The sequence below is a fragment of the Micromonospora profundi genome (genome assembly GCF_011927785.1).
In the GTDB taxonomy this organism is placed as follows: Bacteria; Actinomycetota; Actinomycetes; order Mycobacteriales; family Micromonosporaceae; genus Micromonospora; species Micromonospora profundi.
The window spans coordinates 5,581,318-5,599,285 of sequence record NZ_JAATJK010000001.1 but is presented as its reverse complement, the minus strand read 5'-3'; the positions used below and the strand labels follow the sequence as shown (position 1 = coordinate 5,599,285).

The 17,968-nt window shown below is 71.0% G+C and carries 18 protein-coding genes; 12 read left to right on the top strand and 6 right to left on the bottom strand.

All coding sequences use genetic code 11. The annotated features are described in order from the left end of the window. The first annotated feature begins 1 nt into the window (after window position 1). From nuoI to F4558_RS24810, 7 genes are all read left to right on the top strand, one after another. Window positions 2-643 (top strand): NADH-quinone oxidoreductase subunit NuoI, encoded by a 642-nt coding sequence (gene nuoI / locus F4558_RS24840; RefSeq protein ID WP_053652233.1) that lies wholly within the window; start codon window positions 2-4, stop codon window positions 641-643. After that, the gene (locus F4558_RS24835) at window positions 640-1,410 is read left to right on the top strand and encodes an NADH-quinone oxidoreductase subunit J (protein WP_053652234.1); all 771 of its coding nucleotides are present in this window, start codon (window positions 640-642) and stop codon (window positions 1,408-1,410) included. The genes nuoI and F4558_RS24835 overlap by 4 nt, the downstream gene beginning before the upstream one ends. Continuing rightward, window positions 1,410-1,727 (top strand): NADH-quinone oxidoreductase subunit NuoK, encoded by a 318-nt coding sequence (gene nuoK / locus F4558_RS24830; protein WP_053652235.1) that lies wholly within the window; start codon window positions 1,410-1,412, stop codon window positions 1,725-1,727. The genes F4558_RS24835 and nuoK overlap by 1 nt, the downstream gene beginning before the upstream one ends. 10 nt (window positions 1,728-1,737) lie before the next feature. Next, the gene (gene nuoL, locus F4558_RS24825) at window positions 1,738-3,696 is read left to right on the top strand and encodes an NADH-quinone oxidoreductase subunit L (protein ID WP_053652236.1); all 1,959 of its coding nucleotides are present in this window, start codon (window positions 1,738-1,740) and stop codon (window positions 3,694-3,696) included. A gap of 64 nt (window positions 3,697-3,760) precedes the next feature. Beyond that, window positions 3,761-5,293, top strand: coding sequence for an NADH-quinone oxidoreductase subunit M (locus F4558_RS24820; protein WP_053652237.1), 1,533 nt, complete (start codon window positions 3,761-3,763; stop codon window positions 5,291-5,293). After that, entirely contained in the window at window positions 5,290-6,843 is a 1,554-nt protein-coding gene (gene nuoN, locus F4558_RS24815) for an NADH-quinone oxidoreductase subunit NuoN (protein WP_053652238.1), read from the top strand. Before F4558_RS24820 ends, nuoN begins: the two co-directional genes overlap by 4 nt. 90 nt (window positions 6,844-6,933) lie before the next feature. Continuing rightward, window positions 6,934-8,019, top strand: a complete 1,086-nt coding sequence (locus F4558_RS24810) for a polyprenyl synthetase family protein (RefSeq protein WP_053652239.1) — start codon at window positions 6,934-6,936, stop codon at window positions 8,017-8,019. Between the two features lie 24 nt (window positions 8,020-8,043). Here F4558_RS24810 and F4558_RS24805 read toward each other — a convergent pair whose 3' ends face one another. Beyond that, window positions 8,044-9,237: an MFS transporter gene (locus tag F4558_RS24805; RefSeq protein ID WP_053652240.1), complete on the bottom strand. Its 1,194-nt coding sequence runs from the start codon at window positions 9,235-9,237 to the stop codon at window positions 8,044-8,046. 153 nt (window positions 9,238-9,390) lie between these two features. Between F4558_RS24805 and F4558_RS24800 the strand changes: the two genes are divergently transcribed. The 3 genes from F4558_RS24800 (at window position 9,391) to F4558_RS24790 (ending at window position 11,636) form a co-directional block, all read left to right on the top strand. After that, on the top strand, window positions 9,391-10,173 hold the full coding sequence (locus tag F4558_RS24800; protein WP_053652367.1) for an IclR family transcriptional regulator: 783 nt from the start codon (window positions 9,391-9,393) through the stop codon (window positions 10,171-10,173). Between the two features lie 252 nt (window positions 10,174-10,425). Beyond that, window positions 10,426-10,920: a sigma-70 family RNA polymerase sigma factor gene (locus F4558_RS24795; protein WP_053652241.1), complete on the top strand. Its 495-nt coding sequence runs from the start codon at window positions 10,426-10,428 to the stop codon at window positions 10,918-10,920. Further along, window positions 10,917-11,636 carry an anti-sigma factor family protein gene (locus F4558_RS24790; protein WP_167946144.1) on the top strand — a complete coding sequence of 240 codons (720 nt, stop codon included), beginning with the start codon at window positions 10,917-10,919 and terminating at the stop codon, window positions 11,634-11,636. Before F4558_RS24795 ends, F4558_RS24790 begins: the two co-directional genes overlap by 4 nt. Before the next feature lie 9 nt (window positions 11,637-11,645). On the opposite strand, the gene rarD is transcribed toward F4558_RS24790, so the two are convergent. The 4 genes from rarD to eccE form a co-directional block, all read right to left on the bottom strand. Beyond that, window positions 11,646-12,569: an EamA family transporter RarD gene (rarD, locus tag F4558_RS24785; RefSeq protein ID WP_053652243.1), complete on the bottom strand. Its 924-nt coding sequence runs from the start codon at window positions 12,567-12,569 to the stop codon at window positions 11,646-11,648. Next, window positions 12,566-13,063 carry a GNAT family N-acetyltransferase gene (locus F4558_RS24780; RefSeq protein ID WP_167946142.1) on the bottom strand — a complete coding sequence of 166 codons (498 nt, stop codon included), beginning with the start codon at window positions 13,061-13,063 and terminating at the stop codon, window positions 12,566-12,568. The genes rarD and F4558_RS24780 overlap by 4 nt, the downstream gene beginning before the upstream one ends. A 165-nt stretch (window positions 13,064-13,228) precedes the next feature. Then, window positions 13,229-13,615, bottom strand: coding sequence for a phage holin family protein (locus tag F4558_RS24775; protein ID WP_053652245.1), 387 nt, complete (start codon window positions 13,613-13,615; stop codon window positions 13,229-13,231). A gap of 63 nt (window positions 13,616-13,678) precedes the next feature. Then, window positions 13,679-15,679, bottom strand: a complete 2,001-nt coding sequence (eccE, locus tag F4558_RS24770) for a type VII secretion protein EccE (protein ID WP_446685547.1) — start codon at window positions 15,677-15,679, stop codon at window positions 13,679-13,681. A 203-nt stretch (window positions 15,680-15,882) separates the two neighbouring features. On the opposite strand from eccE, the gene F4558_RS24765 reads away from it, so the two are divergent. Further along, window positions 15,883-16,203, top strand: coding sequence for a WXG100 family type VII secretion target (locus F4558_RS24765; protein ID WP_053652247.1), 321 nt, complete (start codon window positions 15,883-15,885; stop codon window positions 16,201-16,203). A gap of 21 nt (window positions 16,204-16,224) precedes the next feature. Then, window positions 16,225-16,518: a WXG100 family type VII secretion target gene (locus F4558_RS24760; RefSeq protein ID WP_053652248.1), complete on the top strand. Its 294-nt coding sequence runs from the start codon at window positions 16,225-16,227 to the stop codon at window positions 16,516-16,518. Between the two features lie 143 nt (window positions 16,519-16,661). Here F4558_RS24760 and mycP read toward each other — a convergent pair whose 3' ends face one another. Continuing rightward, complete coding sequence (gene mycP / locus F4558_RS24755) at window positions 16,662-17,882, bottom strand: type VII secretion-associated serine protease mycosin (protein WP_167946140.1); 1,221 nt, start codon at window positions 17,880-17,882, stop codon at window positions 16,662-16,664. Between the last annotated feature and the right edge of the window lie 86 nt (window positions 17,883-17,968).

Sequence of the window (17,968 nt, the reverse complement as noted above, 5' to 3'; positions counted from 1 at the left end):
CGTGGGCGCGATCACCGGAACGTTCAAGGGATTCGGGGTCACCTTCTCGCACATGTTCAGGAAGGTCGTCACCACCGACTATCCGTTCAAGCCGCCGGTTTCGGCGCCGCGCTACCACGGGCGGCACATCCTCAACCGGCACCCGGACGGCCTGGAGAAGTGCATCGGCTGTGAGCTGTGCGCCTGGGCCTGCCCGGCGGACGCGATCTACGTCGAGGGTGGCGACAACACCGACGAGCAGCGCTTCTCGCCGGGTGAGCGGTACGCCAGCATCTACCAGATCAACTACGCCCGGTGCATCTTCTGCGGACTGTGCATCGAGGCCTGCCCGACCCGGTCGCTCACGATGAGCAACGAGTACGAGCTGGCCCGGGACAACCGGCAGGATCTGATCTTCACGAAGGAGCAGTTGCTGGCACCGCTGCTCGAGGGCATGGAGCAGCCGCCGCACCCGATGCGGTTGGGCGACAGCGAGAAGGACTACTACGTCGGCGCGCTCGACAACCCGGGCACCTCCGCCGGTGCCGAGACGTCCCCGATGGGCCCTGGCCGCTACAAGGTCGAGGAGCACCCCGGCGTGACGTTCCCGGGTGCCGAGCAGGCCGCCCAGCGTGCGGCGGCCGGCAAGGGAGAGGGAGCATGACCACGTCTACGGTGCTGGCCGCGGCGGGCGGGGTGTCCGGCGGCGAGCAGGTCACCTTCTGGATCCTCGCGCCGCTCGCGCTGATCGGCGCGATCGGGATGGTGGCCGCCCGCAACGCAGTGCACTCGGCGCTGTGGCTGGTGCTCACCATGCTCTGCCTGGGCGTGTTCTACGTGCTCCAGGCCGGGCCGTTCATCGGCATGGTGCAGATCATCGTCTACACCGGCGCGATCATGATGCTGTTCCTGTTCGTGCTCATGCTCGTCGGCCGGGACGCCTCCGACTCGCTCATCGAGACGCTGCGCGGCCAGCGGGTCGCCGCCATCGTGCTGGGTCTGGGCTTCGCCGGCCTCATCGGCAGCGGCGTCTACCACGCGCTGGACGGCACCACAGCTGTCGGCCTGGAGCAGGCCAACGCGGAAGGCAACGTGCAGGGCATCGCCCGGCTGCTCTTCACCAAGTACGTCCTGGCGTTCGAGCTGACCTCGGCGCTGCTGATCACCGCGGCGGTCGGTGCCATGGTGCTCGCGCACATCGAGCGCCGTAAGCAGGACAAGGTCGACCAGCCGTCGACGATGCGGGCGCGCTTCGCGCCGGGCAACTACCCCGGCCCCAAGCCCGGCCCCGGCGTCTTCGCGACGTCCTCCTCGGTGGCCACCCCGGCCCGGCTGCCCGACGGCCGCCTGACCGACCACAGCACCCCGGCGATCCTTCCGCAGCGCGAGCTGACCGCCGAGGAGACCTCGCTGAAGGGGACGGACAAGTAATGGGATCGTTCTTCTCGGTCGAGCCGAACTACTACCTCGTCCTCGCCGCGGTGCTGTTCACCATCGGCGCCGCAGGGGTGCTCGTCCGGCGCAACGCGATCGTGCTGTTCATGTGCGTGGAGCTGATGCTCAACGCGGCCAATCTGACGCTGGTCACCTTCAGCCGGATCAACGGTGACCTCAACGGCCAGATCATGGCGTTCTTCGTGATGGTGGTGGCGGCGGCCGAGGTCGTGGTCGGGCTCGCGATCATCATGTCGATCTTCCGGACTCGACGCTCCGCGAGTGTCGACGACGCCAACCTGCTCAAGTACTAAGGGGCAAGCAGTGGAAGAGAATCTGGCGCACGCCGCAGCGGCGCCGCTCGGCGACGTCGCTTACGCCTCGGCAGGTGGCTTGCTCGGCAGCGTCTGGCTGCTGGTGGCGATCCCGCTGCTCAGCGCCGCCATCCTGCTGCTGCTCGGCCGGCGGGCCGACCGCTGGGGGCACTGGCTGGGCGTCGGCTCCATCGGTGCCGCGTTCGTGCTCGGCCTGGCCTTCTTCTTCCAGCTGCGCGGCTTGGAGAACAAGTCGGTCGAGCTGAGCCTGTGGGACTTCATCGCAGTCGGCAACCTACGTGTCGACTTCGGCCTGCTGTTCGACCCCCTGGCCGCGGTCTTCGTTCTCCTGATCACCGGCGTGGGCTTCCTGATCCACCTGTACGCCGTCGAGTACATGGCGCACGACCCGGGTCGCCGCCTGTTCTTCGCGTACTTCAACCTGTTCGTCGCGGCCATGCTGCTGCTGGTGCTCGGCAACAACTACGTGATGTTGTACTTCGGCTGGGAGGGCGTCGGTCTGGCGTCGTACCTGCTGATCTCCTTCTGGTACGGGCGGCCGAGCGCTGCCACCGCCGGCAAGAAGGCGTTCCTGATGAACCGGGTCGGCGACGCCGGCCTGGCGATCGGCATCTTCATCATGTTCGCCACGCTGGGCACCACCCAGTACGACGAGGTGTTCAACGGGGTCGGCTCACTGACCGCCACCACGGTGCTGGTGCTCGGCCTGCTGCTGCTGCTCGGCGCGGCCGGCAAGTCCGGCCAGTTCCCGCTCCAGGCGTGGCTGCCGGACGCGATGGAGGGCCCGACCCCGGTGTCGGCCCTCATCCACGCCGCCACGATGGTCACCGCTGGCGTCTACCTGATCGCCCGGTCCAACCCGATCTTCTCGGCCAACTCGACGCTCCAGCTCGTGGTGGTAAGCGTCGGCGCGCTCACGCTGCTGATGGGCTGCATCATCGGCGCGGCCAAGGACGACATCAAGCGGGTGCTCGCCTGGTCGACGGTGAGCCAGATCGGCTACATGTTCCTCGGCGTCGGCCTGGGCGGTGGCGCGTACGCGCTTGCCATCGTGCACCTGCTGGCGCACGGCTTCTTCAAGGCCAACATGTTCCTGGGCGCAGGCTCGGTCATGCACGGCATGAAGGACCAGGTGGACATCCGCCGCTTCGGCGGGCTGTCGAAGTACATGAAGGTCACCTGGCTGACGTTCATGATGGGCTGGCTCGCCATCATCGGCATGTTCCCGTTCTCCGGCTTCTTCTCCAAGGAGCCGATCATCGTGGCCGCCTTCGAGCGCAGCGACTGGACGGCGTGGCTGTTCGGTGGTGCCGCGCTGCTCGGCGCCGGGCTCACCGCCTTCTACATGACCCGGCTGTTCGTGCTCACCTTCCACGGTCCGAAGCGGTGGACCGAGGACATCGAGCACCCGCACGAGTCGCCGAAGCTGATGACGATCCCGCTGATCCTGCTGGCGGTCGGCTCGGTCGGCGCGGGCTTCCTGCTCGCCACGTCGGTGCCGGACTGGCTGACCGCGACCGCCGGGCTGGGTGGCGAGCACGGGGAGCACGAGGCTGTCCTCTCGCACGCCGTGATCACCTTCCTGTCACTGCTGATCACAGTGCTCGGCGCCGGGCTGGCCTGGTTCCTGTTCCGGGCCGGTACGGCCACCGAGCCGCAGCCGGCCGGGGTGCTCGTCACCGCCGCCCGGCACAACCTCTACACCGACGCGGTGAACGAGGCGGTCTTCGAGAAGCCGGGCATCTTCCTCACCCGGGCGCTGGTCTTCCTCGACAACCGGGGCATCGACGGGCTGGTCAATGGGCTGGCTGCCGGTGTCGGCGGTGGTTCGGCTCGACTCCGGCGGCTGCAGACCGGTTTCGTCCGCTCGTACGCCACCTCGATCCTGGCCGGTGCGCTGCTGGTGATGGCGGCGTTCCTGGCGGTGCAGGCGGGGTGGTTCGCGTGATCAACCTCTTTCCGGCCGCCCCCGCCGGCGGGCTACGCATCCACGACGGAGGTAAGGCCGCATAATGTCCAACTTCCCGTTCCTCTCGGTGCTCACCGTGGCGCCGCTGGTGGGCGCCCTGGTGGTGGCCTTCCTGCCGCGCCGCCGGCCGGAGCTGGCGAAACAGGTGGCGTTCGCCTGGTCGCTGCTGGTGCTTGTGCTCTCGGTGGTGATGTGGGTCAGCTTCAACGCCGGCGGTGACCGGTTCCAGTTCCGCGAGTCGTACAAGTGGATTCCGAACTGGGGTGTCAGCTTCACCTTCGCCGCGGACGGCATCGCGCTTGTGATGCTGATGCTCATCGCGGTGCTGGTGCCACTGGTGATCCTGGCGTCCTGGCACGACGCGGAGTCCTCGAAGCGGTCCGTGCCTGTCTACTTCGCGCTGCTGCTGATCCTCGAAAGCACGATGATCGGCGTCTTCGCCGCCGCAGACGTCTTCCTGTTCTACGTGTTCTTCGAGGTCATGCTGGTGCCGATGTACTTCCTGATCGGCAGCTACGGCGGCCATCAGCGGCAGTACGCGGCGGTGAAGTTCTTCCTCTACTCGCTCGTCGGCGGTCTGTTCATGCTGGCCGCGGTCATCGGGCTCTGGGTGGTCGGCGGAAAGACCTTCGACTGGCAGGCGCTGTCGCAGGTCGACATCAGCACCGGCACCGAGCGGTGGCTGTTCCTCGGGTTCTTCATCGCGTTCGCCATCAAGGCGCCGTTCTTCCCGTTCCACACCTGGCTGCCGGACGCAGGTGGTGCCGCCCCGGCGGGCGCTGCGGCGCTGCTTGTCGGCGTCCTGGACAAGGTGGGTACGTTCGGCATCCTGCGGTACTGCCTGCCGCTGTTCCCCGAGGCGTCGAAGTGGTTCGCGCCGTGGGCGCTGGCGCTCGGTGTGATCGGCATCGTCTACGCCGCGCTGCTGGCGGTCGGTCAGAACGACCTCAAGCGGCTGGTGTCGTACACCTCGATCGCGCACTTCGGTTTCATCGGGGTGGGCATCTTCGCCTTCACGACCCAGGCCGGCACCGGCGCGGTCCTCTACATGCTCAACCACGGGCTGGCCACCGGCCTGCTGTTCCTGGTGGTGGGCATGTTGATCTCCCGGCGTGGCTCGTCGCTGATCAGCGACTTCGGTGGCGCCGGCAAGCTGGTTCCGGTGCTCGCCGGTGTGCTGTTCTTCGCCGGTCTCGCCTCGCTCGCGCTGCCCGGCACGGCGCCGTTCGTCTCCGAGTTCCTGGTGCTTATCGGCACGTTCACTGTGAACAAGCCGGTGGCGGTCATCGCCACCGTCGGCATCATCCTTGCCGCCGCGTACGTGTTGTGGATGGTCCAGCGCACCACGCAGGGCACGCTCAACCCGGCTCTCACCCAGATCGACGGGATGCGCCGTGACCTCAACCTGCGTGAGAAGGCGGTGGTCGCCCCGCTGATCGCGCTGATCATCGTGCTCGGCTTCTATCCCAAGCCGGTCACCGACGTGATCAACCCCGCCGTCCAGGCGACCATGGACGACATCGGCAGGACAGACCCCGCCCCGTCGGTGGGCACCGTCCAGGAGGCGGCAAAGTGACCGAATTGAAACTGCCGTCGCTCGACTATGCGGCGCTCGCCCCGATTCTGATCATGCTGGGCACCGCGTTGCTCGGTGTGCTGGTCGAGGCGTTCGTGCCCCGGCGTCGGCGGCACATCGTGCAGCTGACCCTGGCGCTGCTGGCCATCCTCGCCGCGCTGACCATGGTGGTGCTCAACGCCGACGACCGGCTCATCACAGCCGGTCAGGCCATCGCTGTGGACGGGCCGACGCTCTTCCTCCAGGGCGCGATCCTGGTGCTCGCCGCGATGGCGTTGCTGCTGATCGGTGACCGTTCGGTGGAGCGGGGCAGCGCCTTCGTGGCGCAGGCCGCGGTGACCGCCGAGTCGGCCGACGACCGGCGGCAGGCCGAGGGTCGCAACGGGCTCACCGAGGTGTACCCGCTCGTCTCGTTCGCGATCGGCGGCATGCTGATCTTCGTGGCGGCGAACGACCTGCTGACCATGTTCATCGCGCTCGAGGTCTTCTCGCTGCCGCTGTACCTGCTCTGCGCGCTGGCCCGTCGCCGGCGTCTGCTGAGCCAGGAGGCGGCGATGAAGTACTTCCTGCTCGGCGCGTACGCCTCGGCGTTCTTCCTGTTCGGCGTGGCGCTGATCTACGGCTTCACCTCCGGCATCCCCGGCCGGGAGGCGGGGGTCGACTTCGCCACCATCAACGCGGCGGTGACCGAGTCGCCGGCCAGCCCGGTCCTGCTCTTCGCCGGTATGGCGCTGCTGTCCATCGGCCTGCTCTTCAAGGCCGCTGCCGCCCCGTTCCACGTGTGGACGCCGGACGTCTACCAGGGCGCTCCGACGCCGGTCACCGGCTTCATGGCGGCCTGTACCAAGGTCGCCGCGTTCGGCGCGCTGCTGCGGGTCTTCCACGTGGCGTTCGCCGGTGCCGGCTGGGACTTCACCCCGGTGCTCGGCGCGGTGGCGGTGCTGACGATGCTCGTCGGCGCGGTGCTCGCGGTCACCCAGACCGACATCAAGCGGCTGCTCGCGTACTCGTCGATCGCCAACGCCGGTTACCTGCTGGTCGGGGTGCTCGCGCCGAGCCGCGACGGGCTCTCCGGCACGATGTTCTACCTTGTGGCGTACGGCTTCTCGGTGCTCGCCGCGTTCGCGGTCGTGACCCTTGTCCGCGACGCCGACGGGGAGGCGACCCACCTGTCCCGCTGGGCCGGGCTGGGACGGCGTTCCCCGTTCTACGCCGGGCTGTTCACGTTCATCCTGCTGGCCTTCGCCGGTATTCCGCTGACCAGCGGCTTCACAAGCAAGTTCGCGGTCTTCGGACCGGCGCTGGACAGCGGTCACGCCTGGCTGGTGATCGCGGGTGTGCTGACAAGCATGGTGTTGGCGTTCCCGTACCTGCGGGTCGTGGTGATGATGTGGCTGTCCGAGCCGGGCGAGTCCACCCCGACGGTCACAGTGCCCGGCGGGCTCACCTCCGCCGCGCTGATGATCGGCGTGCTGGCGACCCTGGCGCTGGGAATCGCCCCGGCGCCGCTGCTGGACCTCGCCAACGGGGCCGCCGAATTCGTTCGCTGAGGTCAACCTCGGTCACCGGGGGCCGACACGCTCATGGCGTGTCGGCCCCCGGTCGTATCCCCGACCCGGAGCAGGTCGAACGCATGTGGCATGGTTGATAGCGTGGTGATTCCGGCTGGCGAGCGTTCAGGTGCCACCGGCTCCGGCGGTCGCCGGGGTCGGGCGAGCACGAGTCAGTTCGGCGCGCTCGGCCTCCATCTCGCCGATTCCCGCGTCGAGGCGTCCGTGCTGGGCCTGCTGGACCAGGTCGAGGTCGAGCTGCGGGCCAGTGTGGCAAGCGCCGACCCGTTCGTGACCGAGGCAGCCCGGCATCTCGTCGAGGCCGGCGGGAAGCGCTTCCGGCCGCTGCTGGTGGCGCTGGGCGCCCAGTTCGGCGATCCCAACGCCCCGCAGGTCGTTCCGGCGGCCGTGGTGATGGAGCTCACCCACCTGGCCACGCTCTACCACGACGACGTGATGGACGAGGCTGCCGTGCGTCGGGGTGCGCCGAGCGCGAACTCCCGCTGGACCAACTCGGTCGCCATCCTGGTCGGTGACTACCTCTTCGCCCGTGCCGCGGACATCGCGGCCGATTTGGGCCCCGAGGCGGTCCGGTTGCAGGCGCGTACGTTCGCCCGCCTGGTGCACGGCCAGATCGCGGAGACCGTGGGCCCGCGTCCCGGTGACGATCCCGTGGCGCACTACCTGAGTGTGATCGCCGAGAAGACCGGCTCCCTGATCGCCACGTCGGCCCGCTTCGGCGGCATGTTCGGTGGCGCCCCCAGCGAGCACGTCGAGGCCCTGGCCGGGTACGGCGAGACGATCGGCGTCGCCTTCCAGCTTTCCGACGACCTGCTGGACATCGCCTCCGAGTCGGTGCAGTCGGGCAAGACGCCCGGCACCGACCTGCGCGAGGGTGTCCCGACGCTGCCGGTGCTCTACGCCTGCGCGGCTGACGACTCCGACGCGTCCTCGGTGCGACTGCGGGAGATCCTGGCGACCGGCCCGCTCGTCGACGACGCGCTGCATGCCGAGGCTCTGGGGCTGCTGCGGGAGAGCCCGGCGCTGAAGCGGGCGCGCGAGACCGTGCGGAGCTACGCCGAGGACGCCCGCGCCCAACTGGCACCGCTTCCCGAGACCCCGTCGCGTCAGGCGCTGGAGTCGCTCTGCGACTACATCGCCGACCGCACCAGCTGACCCGTACGCCGCTGGGCGCCGGCCCTATGCGGGCTGGCCTGGACGGAGCAGCAGGCGGCTGCCTGTGAGCATGAGGGCGGCGGCGAGCAGCATGGACACCGCCGCTGTCGCCCACATCGTCGGGTAGCCGAGGTGCGCGGCCAACGGGCCGAGGGTCAGCGGGCCGAGGCAGCCGCCCGCGTACACCCCGGTCTGGGTGATCGACGTGGCGGCGGCCGGTGCCTGCGGGTGCAGCTGGACCACCGCGAAGTTCATCAGTCCGGGCCAGGCCCACCCCAGGCCGAAGCCGAGCACCACGCCCACGACGAGTGGCACCGTGCCGGCCAGCGCGAGCAGCCCGATCCCGCATGCCCCGACCACGAGCATCCCGGCGATGACCGCGATGTGGCCGCTGGCGCGGCGGTCGGCCAGCCAACCGGCGCCCACGCGGGCCGCCACGCAGACCGCGCTGCCCAGGGTGAGGGTGAGGCCCGCGAGGCCCGGTGAGAGGCCCCGTGCGGCGGAGGAGTCCACCAGGAACGTGCCGAGCCCGTTGGCGGCCGCCGCCGCCAACGTCGCCGCCGCGCCGATCACCACGAGCGCCGCCGTGGCGCCGCTGGCGCGGGCGGCAGAGGCCCGCCGAGCCCGACCCGACACCTGCTGGGGTACGGCGGGCAGCGTCGTCAGGGCCGCGACGGCGGCGACCACGAACGCCCAGCGCCAGCCGGCCGTGAGCGCGATGGTGGGCACCGCCGCACCCGCCAACAGGGTGGAGACCGGAATGGCCGCCTGCTTGACACCGAACGACAACCCCTGCCGGCCCGGTGGCACGTGCTCGGCAAGCGCTGCGTTGCTCGACAGTTGCCCGAGGGCGTTGGCGGCGGCGCTGAGCGCCAGCAGCCCGAGCAGCACCGGGTACGACCTGGCGAGCGCCGCGATGGCAAGCATCGACGCCGCCGCCAGCACGATGCCGCAGCGGGCCACCAGGGCCGGACCGTACCGCTCGACGAGGCGGCCGGAGGGGACCGAGGCCAGCGCGCTGACCCCGAAGTAGACGGCCACCGCAAGGCCAAGGCCGGCCGGGGAGAAGTCGAGGTCCGCGGCCATCTGCACGGCAAGGCCGCCGAGCAGGAAGACGGGCAGTACGCAGGCCACTGTGGTGGCGACGGCACCGGCGCTGGCCCGGATCGGGCGGGTACGGGCGACGTCCGGAGCGGAGCTGAGAGGCGTGTTGGTCATCGTCCGGCTAACCTACGCGAGTCATGTCAGGCGACTCTCGGTGACCGCTGACGCACGAACCGTGGATGGTGATCTGGCATCCTCGACCCGAACAGGCATTTCGCACCAGCTCTGTTTTTCATATGGTGTAAGTCCCCGGCGGCGGAGGTGGTTGTGCGCGACCCCTTGGCAGAACCTTCGGACCTGATCCGCAGTGTGTCGCGCGCACTGCGGGTTCTGGAGTCGGTCGGTCGCGCCCCGAAGGGCCTGACAGTCAAGCAGATCGCCCGACGGTGCGAGCTGACAGTGGCCACGACCTACCACCTGGTCCGCACCCTTGCCTACGAGGGCTACGTGATCCGTCGGGAGGACGGCACGTACATCGTGGGTCTGGAGGTCGCCGACCGGTACCGGGAGCTGGTGACAGCGTTCCGGGGCCCGCCCGCCGTGGGTGAGACGTTGCGGCGGGCAGCAGTGGAAACCGGCTACAGCCACTACCTGGGCCGGTTCGTCGGCGGCCAGGTCGCCCTCACGGCCATGGCCGAGGGCCACCGTTCGCCCTACCTGGAGGACCTGGTCCCCGGGTTCGACGAGGGGGCGCACGCTACAGCGCTCGGCAAGTGCCTGCTCGCCACACTGACCGCCGAGCAGCGGTTCCGCTACCTGCGTGAATACGGCATGCGCCCGTTCACCACCGCCACGCTCACCACCACGGAGACGTTCGAGGCCGACCTGGCAGCCGGTGACCGACGCGGCATGCAGTTGGAGCTGGGGCAGTTCCGTCAGGGGGTGGCCTGCGCGGCGGTGCTCGTCGCGCCGGACAAGGACATGGAACGCCGTGTCGTGCTCGCCTGTGCCCTCCCGGCGAGCGAGATGATGACCTCCGCCCGGGTCGTACGCGCCAAGCTGCTCACTGTGGCCCGCGCCGTGGCCGACAGCATCGCCGCCGACCACTGACCCACCCGACGGCCGAGGGGCCCCCTGCCCGGCTGGCAGAGGGCCCCTTTCGGGCGGTCCAACGCCGGACCGCCGGAGCAACGTCAGCTGCCCACCGGGCTACGCATGAACCGGACATGAACACCTCTACGGCGCGGGCCGTCTGACCTCGGGCTGAACCGATCGGCGTGACGGCACGTATACCCGAGCGGACGCACCGCCGGACCCCGCGCCGGAAGTGAGGAGACCGCCATCAGCGACCACGACGCCCAACTGCTCCGGGCGCTGCACGACGAGCACGCGGAGGCGCTGTACGCGCACGCCCTGCGGCTCGTCAACGGCGACCGACAGCGGGCCGAGGACCTGGTGCAGGAGACGCTGCTGCGGGCCTGGCGGCATCCCGAGTCCCTCGACCCGCGACGCGGCTCCGTACGCGCCTGGCTGTTCACGACCGCCCGCAACCTGGCCATCGACGCCTGGCGGCGACGGTCCACACGGGTCGGTGAGGTGTTCACCGACGAACTGCCCGAGCCGCCGGACGCCGTCGACGAGGCCGAGCGTGCGGTGGAGGCATGGACTGTCGCCGAGGCGTTGAACCGGCTCACCCCGACCCACCGCGAGGTGCTCGTCGAGTGCTTCTATCAGGGGCGGTCGGTGGCCGAGGCGGCGTCCCGGTTGGGGGTGCCACCGGGCACCGTGAAGTCGCGCACCCACTACGCGCTGCGCTCACTACGGTTGGTCCTGGCCGAGATGGGGGTGACGGGATGACACGGTGCGAGTTCGCGCACGACGACGGCGCGTACGTGCTGGGCGCCCTGGCTCCCGCCGAGCGGGCGGCGTACGAGCGGCACCTCGGCGGGTGCGCCTCCTGCCGGGACGCGGTCGCCGAGATCGCCGTGCTGCCCGGGTTGCTCGGGCGGCTCGACCCGGCGGGTCTGGAGCAGTTCCTGCCGCCGCCGGCACCGCCCCGGGTGCCCGCGTTGCTGGAGGAGGCACGGAACCGTCGACGCCGCGAGCGGTCCGCGACGCGCCGCAGGTACGCGCTGACGGCGCTGGCCGCCGCCGCGCTGGCCCTTGTGGTCGGAGTCGGCACGGCAGCCGTGCTGCCCCGCCAGGAGGCTCCGCCCAGCGTCCCCGAAGCGCAGGCCACCCGCCCCGGTCCGCAGGCGTCGATGGTCGCCATGCGGCCGGTGGCGTCGACCGGGCCGGTGCACGCCGAGATCGGGCTCAGCGGCACCAAGTGGGGCACCGTGGTGACAATGCACTGCGGCTACGACGCGCGGACCAGTTACGGCAAGGCGTACCCGTTCCGGTTGGTGGCGCGCGGCCCGAACGGCGCCAGCGAGCAGATCGGCTCGTGGCTCGCCGCCCCGGGCGACGACCTGCGGTTCACAGGCATGACCCGGTTCACCGACGCCGAACTGGTGAGCGTCGAGCTGCAGCGGGCCGACGGGACGCCCCTGCTGACCTACCTGGTCCCCTGAGCAGGCAGGTCAGGCAGCGACGACGGGAACCTCGGCGGCGACACGCGTGCGTGCCCGATTACGGCGGGCGTGCCGGACGGCGTCGGCGGTGAAGACGACGAGGGCGACCCAGACCAGCGCGAACCCGGCGAGGCGGGCCGGTGGCATCGGTTCGTTGAAGATCAGCACGCCGCAGGCGAGCTGGAGGATCGGCGCCAGATACTGGATCATGCCGAGGCCGGTCAACGGCAGCCGGTTGGCGGCGCCCGCGAAGAGCAGCAGCGGGATCGCGGTGGCAGCGCCCGCCAGCACCAGCAGGGCGGTGTGCCCGGCCGAGACGTGGCCGAAGGTCAGCTCGGCGCGCCGGGTCAGCCAGGCCAGGTAGCCCAGCGCGGGCAGCGCCAGCACCGCCGACTCGACGAAGAGCCCCTCGGCGGCGGGCAGCCCGAGCCGCTTCTTGACCAGGCCGTAGCCGGCGAAGCTGAAGGCAAGCGTCAGGGACAGCCAGGGCAGGTGGCCGTAGTCCACTGTGAGCACGGCGACCGCCGACCCACTGATGCCCAACGCCACCCACTGCAGCGGGCGCAGCCGCTCCCGCAGCACAGTGACCCCGAGCAGCACCACCACGAGCGGGTTGATGAAGTAGCCGAGCGCTGTCTCCACCACCCGACCGGAGTTGACCCCGTAGATGTAGGTGCCCCAGTTGACAGCGATCAACGCGGCAGCGGCCACGATCCCGGCCATCGCCCACGGCCGGCGCAGCAGCGCCCGCAGGAAGCCGACGTTGCGCAGCGCGCCCAGCAGCAGAGCCACGAAGACCACCGACCAGACGATCCGGTGGGCGAGGATCTCCATCGGGCCGGCGGGTTGCAGCAGCTTGAGGTAGAGCGGAAAGAAGCCCCACATCAGGTACGCGCCGAAGCCGTAGAGATATCCCAGGCGGAGAGGCGTCACGGCTCCACCGTAAGGGGTGATTCGCTGCTTTGTTCCTTTCCGGTGAGCGGGGTCACGGGTGGCCGCCGGTCGAGGTTCATCCACCGCTCTGGGTTGTCCAGCGGCGTGAAGCCCACCCGCGCGTACACCTGGTGCGCGTCGTTCGTGGCCAGCAGGATCCGGCGTACGCCCAGGTCCGCCAGGTGGTCGCGGACCGCTTCGGCCAGCCAGCCGCCGAGCCCGATACCTCGGGCGGCGCGGTCGACGTACACGTCGCAGAGCCAGGCGAAGGTGGCGCCGTCGGTCACCACCCGGGCCACAGCGACCTGACGGCCGTCCTCGGGCCGGTAGACACCGAACGGCAACGACCCGGCGAACGCCCGCACGACAGTCTCCCGGTCCCGGCCCAGCGCCCAGTACGCGTCGGTGGACAACCAGCGATGGACCAGATCCAGGTCGAGCCGAGCGGGATCGGTGCTGATCAGGTGGCCGTCGCTGCGGGTCGATGAGAACACGTCGGCGACGCTAACCGACCCGGCCGGCCCGCGCGCCGACCAATTCCCGGAGTCTGGTCAGCAAACCGCCCGGCTCCGAGGAGCCGGGCGGCGCAGGTCGGTGATGGTCGGTCGTCGGTCGGTCCGGTCGGTCGTCGGTGAGTCCGGTCGCCGGTTGGTCGTCGGTCAGTCCCGGTCGAGGACGGCGCCGAGGATCCAGGTCACGATGCTCACGAACAGGGCACCGAGCACGGCGGCCGGCCAGAAGCCGTCCACCGAGAACGGCAGCCCGGCCTGGTCGGCGATCCAGCTGGTGAGCAGGAACAGCAGCCCGTTCACCACAAGCGCGATGAGGCCGAGGGTGAGCAGGTAGAAGCCGCAGCCGACGGTCTTGATGATCGGTTGGAGCACCGCGTTGACCACGCCGAAGATCGCCGCCACCAGGAGCAGCGTGGTGACCGTCTCGACAGTGGAACTCGATTCCAGGTCGATGCCCGGGATGAGCAGTGTGGCCAACCAGAAGGCCAGCGCCGTCGTGGCCAGCCGAATCAACAACCCCTTCAGAAAACCCATGGCCGGGATCGTGCCACGGACCAGCCAGCGACGTAACCCGCCGGATGACCATGCGGGGCTGGCTCACCCCCGCGCCGGCCGACCGATCAACTGGGCTTCGATGGGTGTGGGGGAGAGCAGCGCCCAGCGCAGGGCACGGCGGTTCACCACCGCCACCATGTCGTCGCGGATCCGGGTGAGCCAGTCAGCCGAGCCGCCCAGCCCCAACGCCGCGCCGGCAAGCGCGGCCTCCGCCGCGTGCAGCGGTTGCAGCACCGCCAGGTCGACGCGGCTCAGCGCGTCCACATCCGCCGCTGTCAGCTCGTCGCGCACCACGAGGGTGGCCCGCCAGCGAGGGCCCGGCTCGCTCTCGACGGCCACCGGGCCGGCGTCGACAACAAGCAGCAACGGCCGCAGCGCCGTGCCCACCCCGTCGGCGACCGGCCGACCCGGCGCGATCAGCGGGATCGTCCCGCCCGGGGCACCCACCCCCCGGACGAACGGCTCCCAGGCGCGCGGTCGCGCCGTCTGCACCACGACCAGCGCACCCAGAGCCATCGCCCGCAGCGCCACCAGTTGGGCGGCCCGCACCCCACCCACCAACAGCACACGTGTGCTCTCCGGGCGGAACAGCCGCACGGTGACGGCGCCGCCGTGCCGGTTCGTGCCGACCATCATCCCGGCCCCGCCCAGGGTCAGCTCCCAGTCGTCAAGCGCAGGCCCCGGCTGCGCGCCGACGGCGCTCAGCGCCAGCGGCAGCGTGCCGGCCAGCCCGGCCAGGTGCGCGCCGTCGAGCCGCCGCAGCCCACCACCGAGGCCGGTCACCAGGCGCTCCAGCGCCTCGACGGCCACTGTCAGCTCGGCAGGCGATCCGGCCGCGAGGCGTACCGTCAGCTCGGTCGGCACCTCGCCGGTGCCGCCGGCCGGCGGCGGGCCGGCGCACAGTGACACAGTGGTAGCGGTCGCCGGCAATGCGAGGAGCCGGGGCACCAGCGGCCGCGCGGCGGCACCGCCGGCCTCCGGCCACCGGGCCAGCCGGAACGTGGCCTGAACCAGGGTGCCGCACCGCAGCACCGGCCAGGACTCCCGCACCGGGCCGCCGTCCAGGTGCGCCAACTCGCTGAGAACGCGAAGCGCCGCGGGTACGCCGAGCGGCCGGGCGGTCAGCGGCCCGAGTCGACGGACGATCCGGCGCACTGTGCCGGTGAGCACCCGGCGCAGATCCTCCTCCGACCAGCCGTCCACCCGCAGCACCCGGACCGCGAGCACCACCCGCTCCCGCCCGGCGAGCCGACCGTCGGTGAGCTGCCGGTACGACGTGCCGACGGTTCCGCCCGCCGCCGGCACGGGTGCCGGTGTGCCGGAGAGCAGCAGCTGGATCCGCAGTGACGGGACGTCCGGCCCCGGCGTGGGCAGCAGCGCGGCCGGTGCGGGGATCGCCCGGGACGCGTCCCCCAGCAGGTCCCCCGGGTCGCCAAGCTCCAGCAGCACCACCATGCCGCCGGTGTCCTCCAGAATGGCCGCCGGCCCACCAGACAGCTCCGTCGAGCGGATCACCGCACCCGGCGCCACCAGATCGAGCAACTCGGTGGGGCCTGCCTGTCCGGCCAGCGCCCGGCGACGGGTCAGGTGCCCGCAGGCCGTGCCCAGCCACTCGAAGAGCCACCGGCCCCGGACCCGGACCCCGGCGACCGCCACGAGCAGCACCGCCGCCAGCAGCGCCACGACGGTGACCGGCGTTCCCCGACCCAGGGCGGCCACGACGAGTGCGACGGCGACCTGCCCGGTGACCAGCTGGCCGGCGCGCAACCCGCCGTCCGGTCGCCGCCCGATCGAGGCCCAGCGGGCGACCGACGACCGGCGGCGAAGTGCGTCGCGCTCGTCGCCACCGCCGGGCGTGCCCGGGTCGGAGCCGACCGGGACCGCTGGCTGCTGCCCTCCGGTGGTGATCGCCGGCACGGCACCTCCTCGACCAGTGTGGACCGTGTCGAGGCGGCAGGTCCCCGGCCGGCTGAGTGGGCTCGCCGGTCCGCCGCGGGACCGCTCCGGCGGCCCGTCACACGCCGCGACATGGCTGCCGCACATCGTAAGCGACCGATGGCTGTAGTGGTTGTCCACAGGGGAGCGCAGCGGGGTAGCAGAACCGCTACCGTGCCGCTACCGTCAGCCACGAAGTTCATCGCTGACCCGCGTCCACAGTGCTCATCGACCGGGCCACGCGAGCGATGCGCCCCCACGGCGAGCGCGTCGACGGCCAGACACGACCGAGGAGACGAGGTGACGTCCGGGTGTCCCAAACCCAGGCAGAAGCGGCGGTGATGCAGCAGACCGCTGCGAAGTTCGAGCAGGTGGACCAGTCGTTGCAGTCCATGCTTACCGGCCTGCTGGCCGAGCTGGAGGTGTTGCAACAGGCGTGGCGCGGCGCCGGAGGGCGGTCGTTCGAGCAGGTCAAGCGGCAGTGGTCGCAGGACCAGGCGGCGCTGCACCGGGCGCTGCGGGAGACCGCAGGCGCCATCCGCACCGCAGGCCGGCAGTACGACGTCTCGGACGACGAGGCGGCCAGCCGGGTGTCCGGCACCAACCGCGGCGGCATCCAGCTGCCGCTCTGACCCGCTGGAAGGGGAGCTTCGATGGACAACGGTGTGCTGGTCGTCAACTTCGCCGCGCTGCAACAGGCCGGCGCAGACATCCAAAGGGCGCTGAACACGCTCGACTCGCAGCTCGGCCAACTCGAACGCGACGCCGCCCCTCTGGTGGCCGGCTGGGCGGGCGAGGCCCAACAGGCGTACGAGCAGCGCCAGAAGCGGTGGCAGTCCGCCTCGCAGGACCTCCAGGCGATGCTGCGCGCCATCAAGTTGGCGGTGGACGACTCCGCCGCCGACTATCTGGACACCGAGAAGAAGAACACCGGGCTGTTCCAGTGAACCCGGCGGGCCGGGAGCGCTTACCGATTTCGCGTCGGCGCTCCCGGCCGCTTTCTTGATGGGCCGCCCGGTCAGCTGCGGGATGCTGCGAGGGCTGGTCGAACGGCGGCGGTCTGCGCCTGTCCCAGTGCGCGGTGCTGGGGTCAGGCGGGGTCGGCTGGACGCCAGCGTCGTCGTGCTCCTCGGGGCAGCACCAGAGCGAGCAGGACCACGGCGACCACCGCCGTGCCGATCGCCGCGCCGACCGCCATAGCCCGGTCCTGTGCCATGGCACGGCGTTCCTGGCGGGCGAGCAGCACCGGGTCGGCCCGGTCGTCGGCAAGCGCGGCAACCGACCGAGGGGCCATAGCGCCGCCGCCGGTCTCGGTGACCGCCCGGTAGGGGTTCAGCACCCCGGCGCCGTACTCGCCGCCCTGGCCCGCGCCGGGTGCCGGATCGGCAGTCGCAACGATCCGCTGCACCACCTGAGCAGCGGTCAACTCCGGCCGGTACGACCGCAGCAGCGCCGCTGTGGCGGCCACGAACGGCACCGCGTAACTGGTGCCCTCGACGCGCTGGTGGCCCTGACCAGGTGCGGCTACCAGCACGTCGCTACCCGGTGCCACCAGGTCGACGTACGCGCCGACCTGGGAGAACGCCGCCCGTGCGCCGTCCACCCCGATCGCACCGACCCCGAGCACACCGTCGTACGCGGCGGGGAACGGGCGAGGGTTCCCGCTGTCGTGCAGGTTGCCGGCGGCGGCCACGAGCACCACGTCCCGGTCCAGGGCGTACCGCACTGCGGAGCGGACCTGCGGGTCGTCGGCGTACAGCACGACGGAGAGGTTCACCACGTCGGCGTCGTGGTCGACGGCCCAGCGGATCGCGCGGGCGAACTCGTCGGCACTGACCGTACGTCCCGATTCCCGCCCTTGCACCACCTGCTGCTCACTCACCCGTACCGGCAGGATCCGGGCACCCGGGGCGAGGCCGTGGAAGGCGATGCCGGATCGGGGGGTCGCCGCGATGATGCTCGCGACGCCGGTACCGTGGCCGGCACAGTCCCGTCCGCCGTCCCCGCCCGGGTCGAGCAGGTCGGTGCCCGCCCGCACCCGCCCGGCCAGTTGAGGATGCACCCGGTCGACCCCGGAGTCGACGACCGCGACCGTCACACCGGCTCCGGTCGTCAGCGGAGTGAGCCGTGTGGGGTCGTACCGTTGCTGTGGCCAGGGTGTGGCATCCACCGGCCGGACGGGCGCGAGTGGGGTCGCGCAGGCCGGTGCCTCCCGGAGTGCGGCGTGAGCGGCGGCGGGCGGAAGGACCGCGCCGGTCAGCAGGGCTGCCGACAGACCGGCCAGGACCGGGCGCGCAATCGACAGCGACATCGACGGCCTCCGTATCGTGTCGGCTCCGGAACGGGATGTTATCGCCTCACCGACACCCCGGCGGGCCGCCGCCGGCCAGCCATTGT

Excerpts from the sequence above, each read along its gene's own strand:
- F4558_RS24835 (WP_053652234.1), top strand. The coding sequence starts at position 640 with ATGACCACGTCTACGGTGCTGGCCGCGGCGGGCGGGGTGTCCGGCGGC.
- nuoK (WP_053652235.1), top strand. The coding sequence starts at position 1,410 with ATGGGATCGTTCTTCTCGGTCGAGCCGAACTACTACCTCGTCCTCGCC.
- F4558_RS24820 (WP_053652237.1), top strand. The coding sequence starts at position 3,761 with ATGTCCAACTTCCCGTTCCTCTCGGTGCTCACCGTGGCGCCGCTGGTG.
- F4558_RS24810 (WP_053652239.1), top strand. The coding sequence starts at position 6,934 with ATGGTTGATAGCGTGGTGATTCCGGCTGGCGAGCGTTCAGGTGCCACC.
- F4558_RS24805 (WP_053652240.1), bottom strand. The coding sequence starts at position 9,237 with ATGACCAACACGCCTCTCAGCTCCGCTCCGGACGTCGCCCGTACCCGC.
- F4558_RS24790 (WP_167946144.1), top strand. The coding sequence starts at position 10,917 with ATGACACGGTGCGAGTTCGCGCACGACGACGGCGCGTACGTGCTGGGC.
- F4558_RS24775 (WP_053652245.1), bottom strand. The coding sequence starts at position 13,615 with ATGGGTTTTCTGAAGGGGTTGTTGATTCGGCTGGCCACGACGGCGCTG.
- eccE (WP_446685547.1), bottom strand. The coding sequence starts at position 15,679 with ATGTGCGGCAGCCATGTCGCGGCGTGTGACGGGCCGCCGGAGCGGTCC.
- F4558_RS24760 (WP_053652248.1), top strand. The coding sequence starts at position 16,225 with ATGGACAACGGTGTGCTGGTCGTCAACTTCGCCGCGCTGCAACAGGCC.
- mycP (WP_167946140.1), bottom strand. The coding sequence starts at position 17,882 with ATGTCGCTGTCGATTGCGCGCCCGGTCCTGGCCGGTCTGTCGGCAGCC.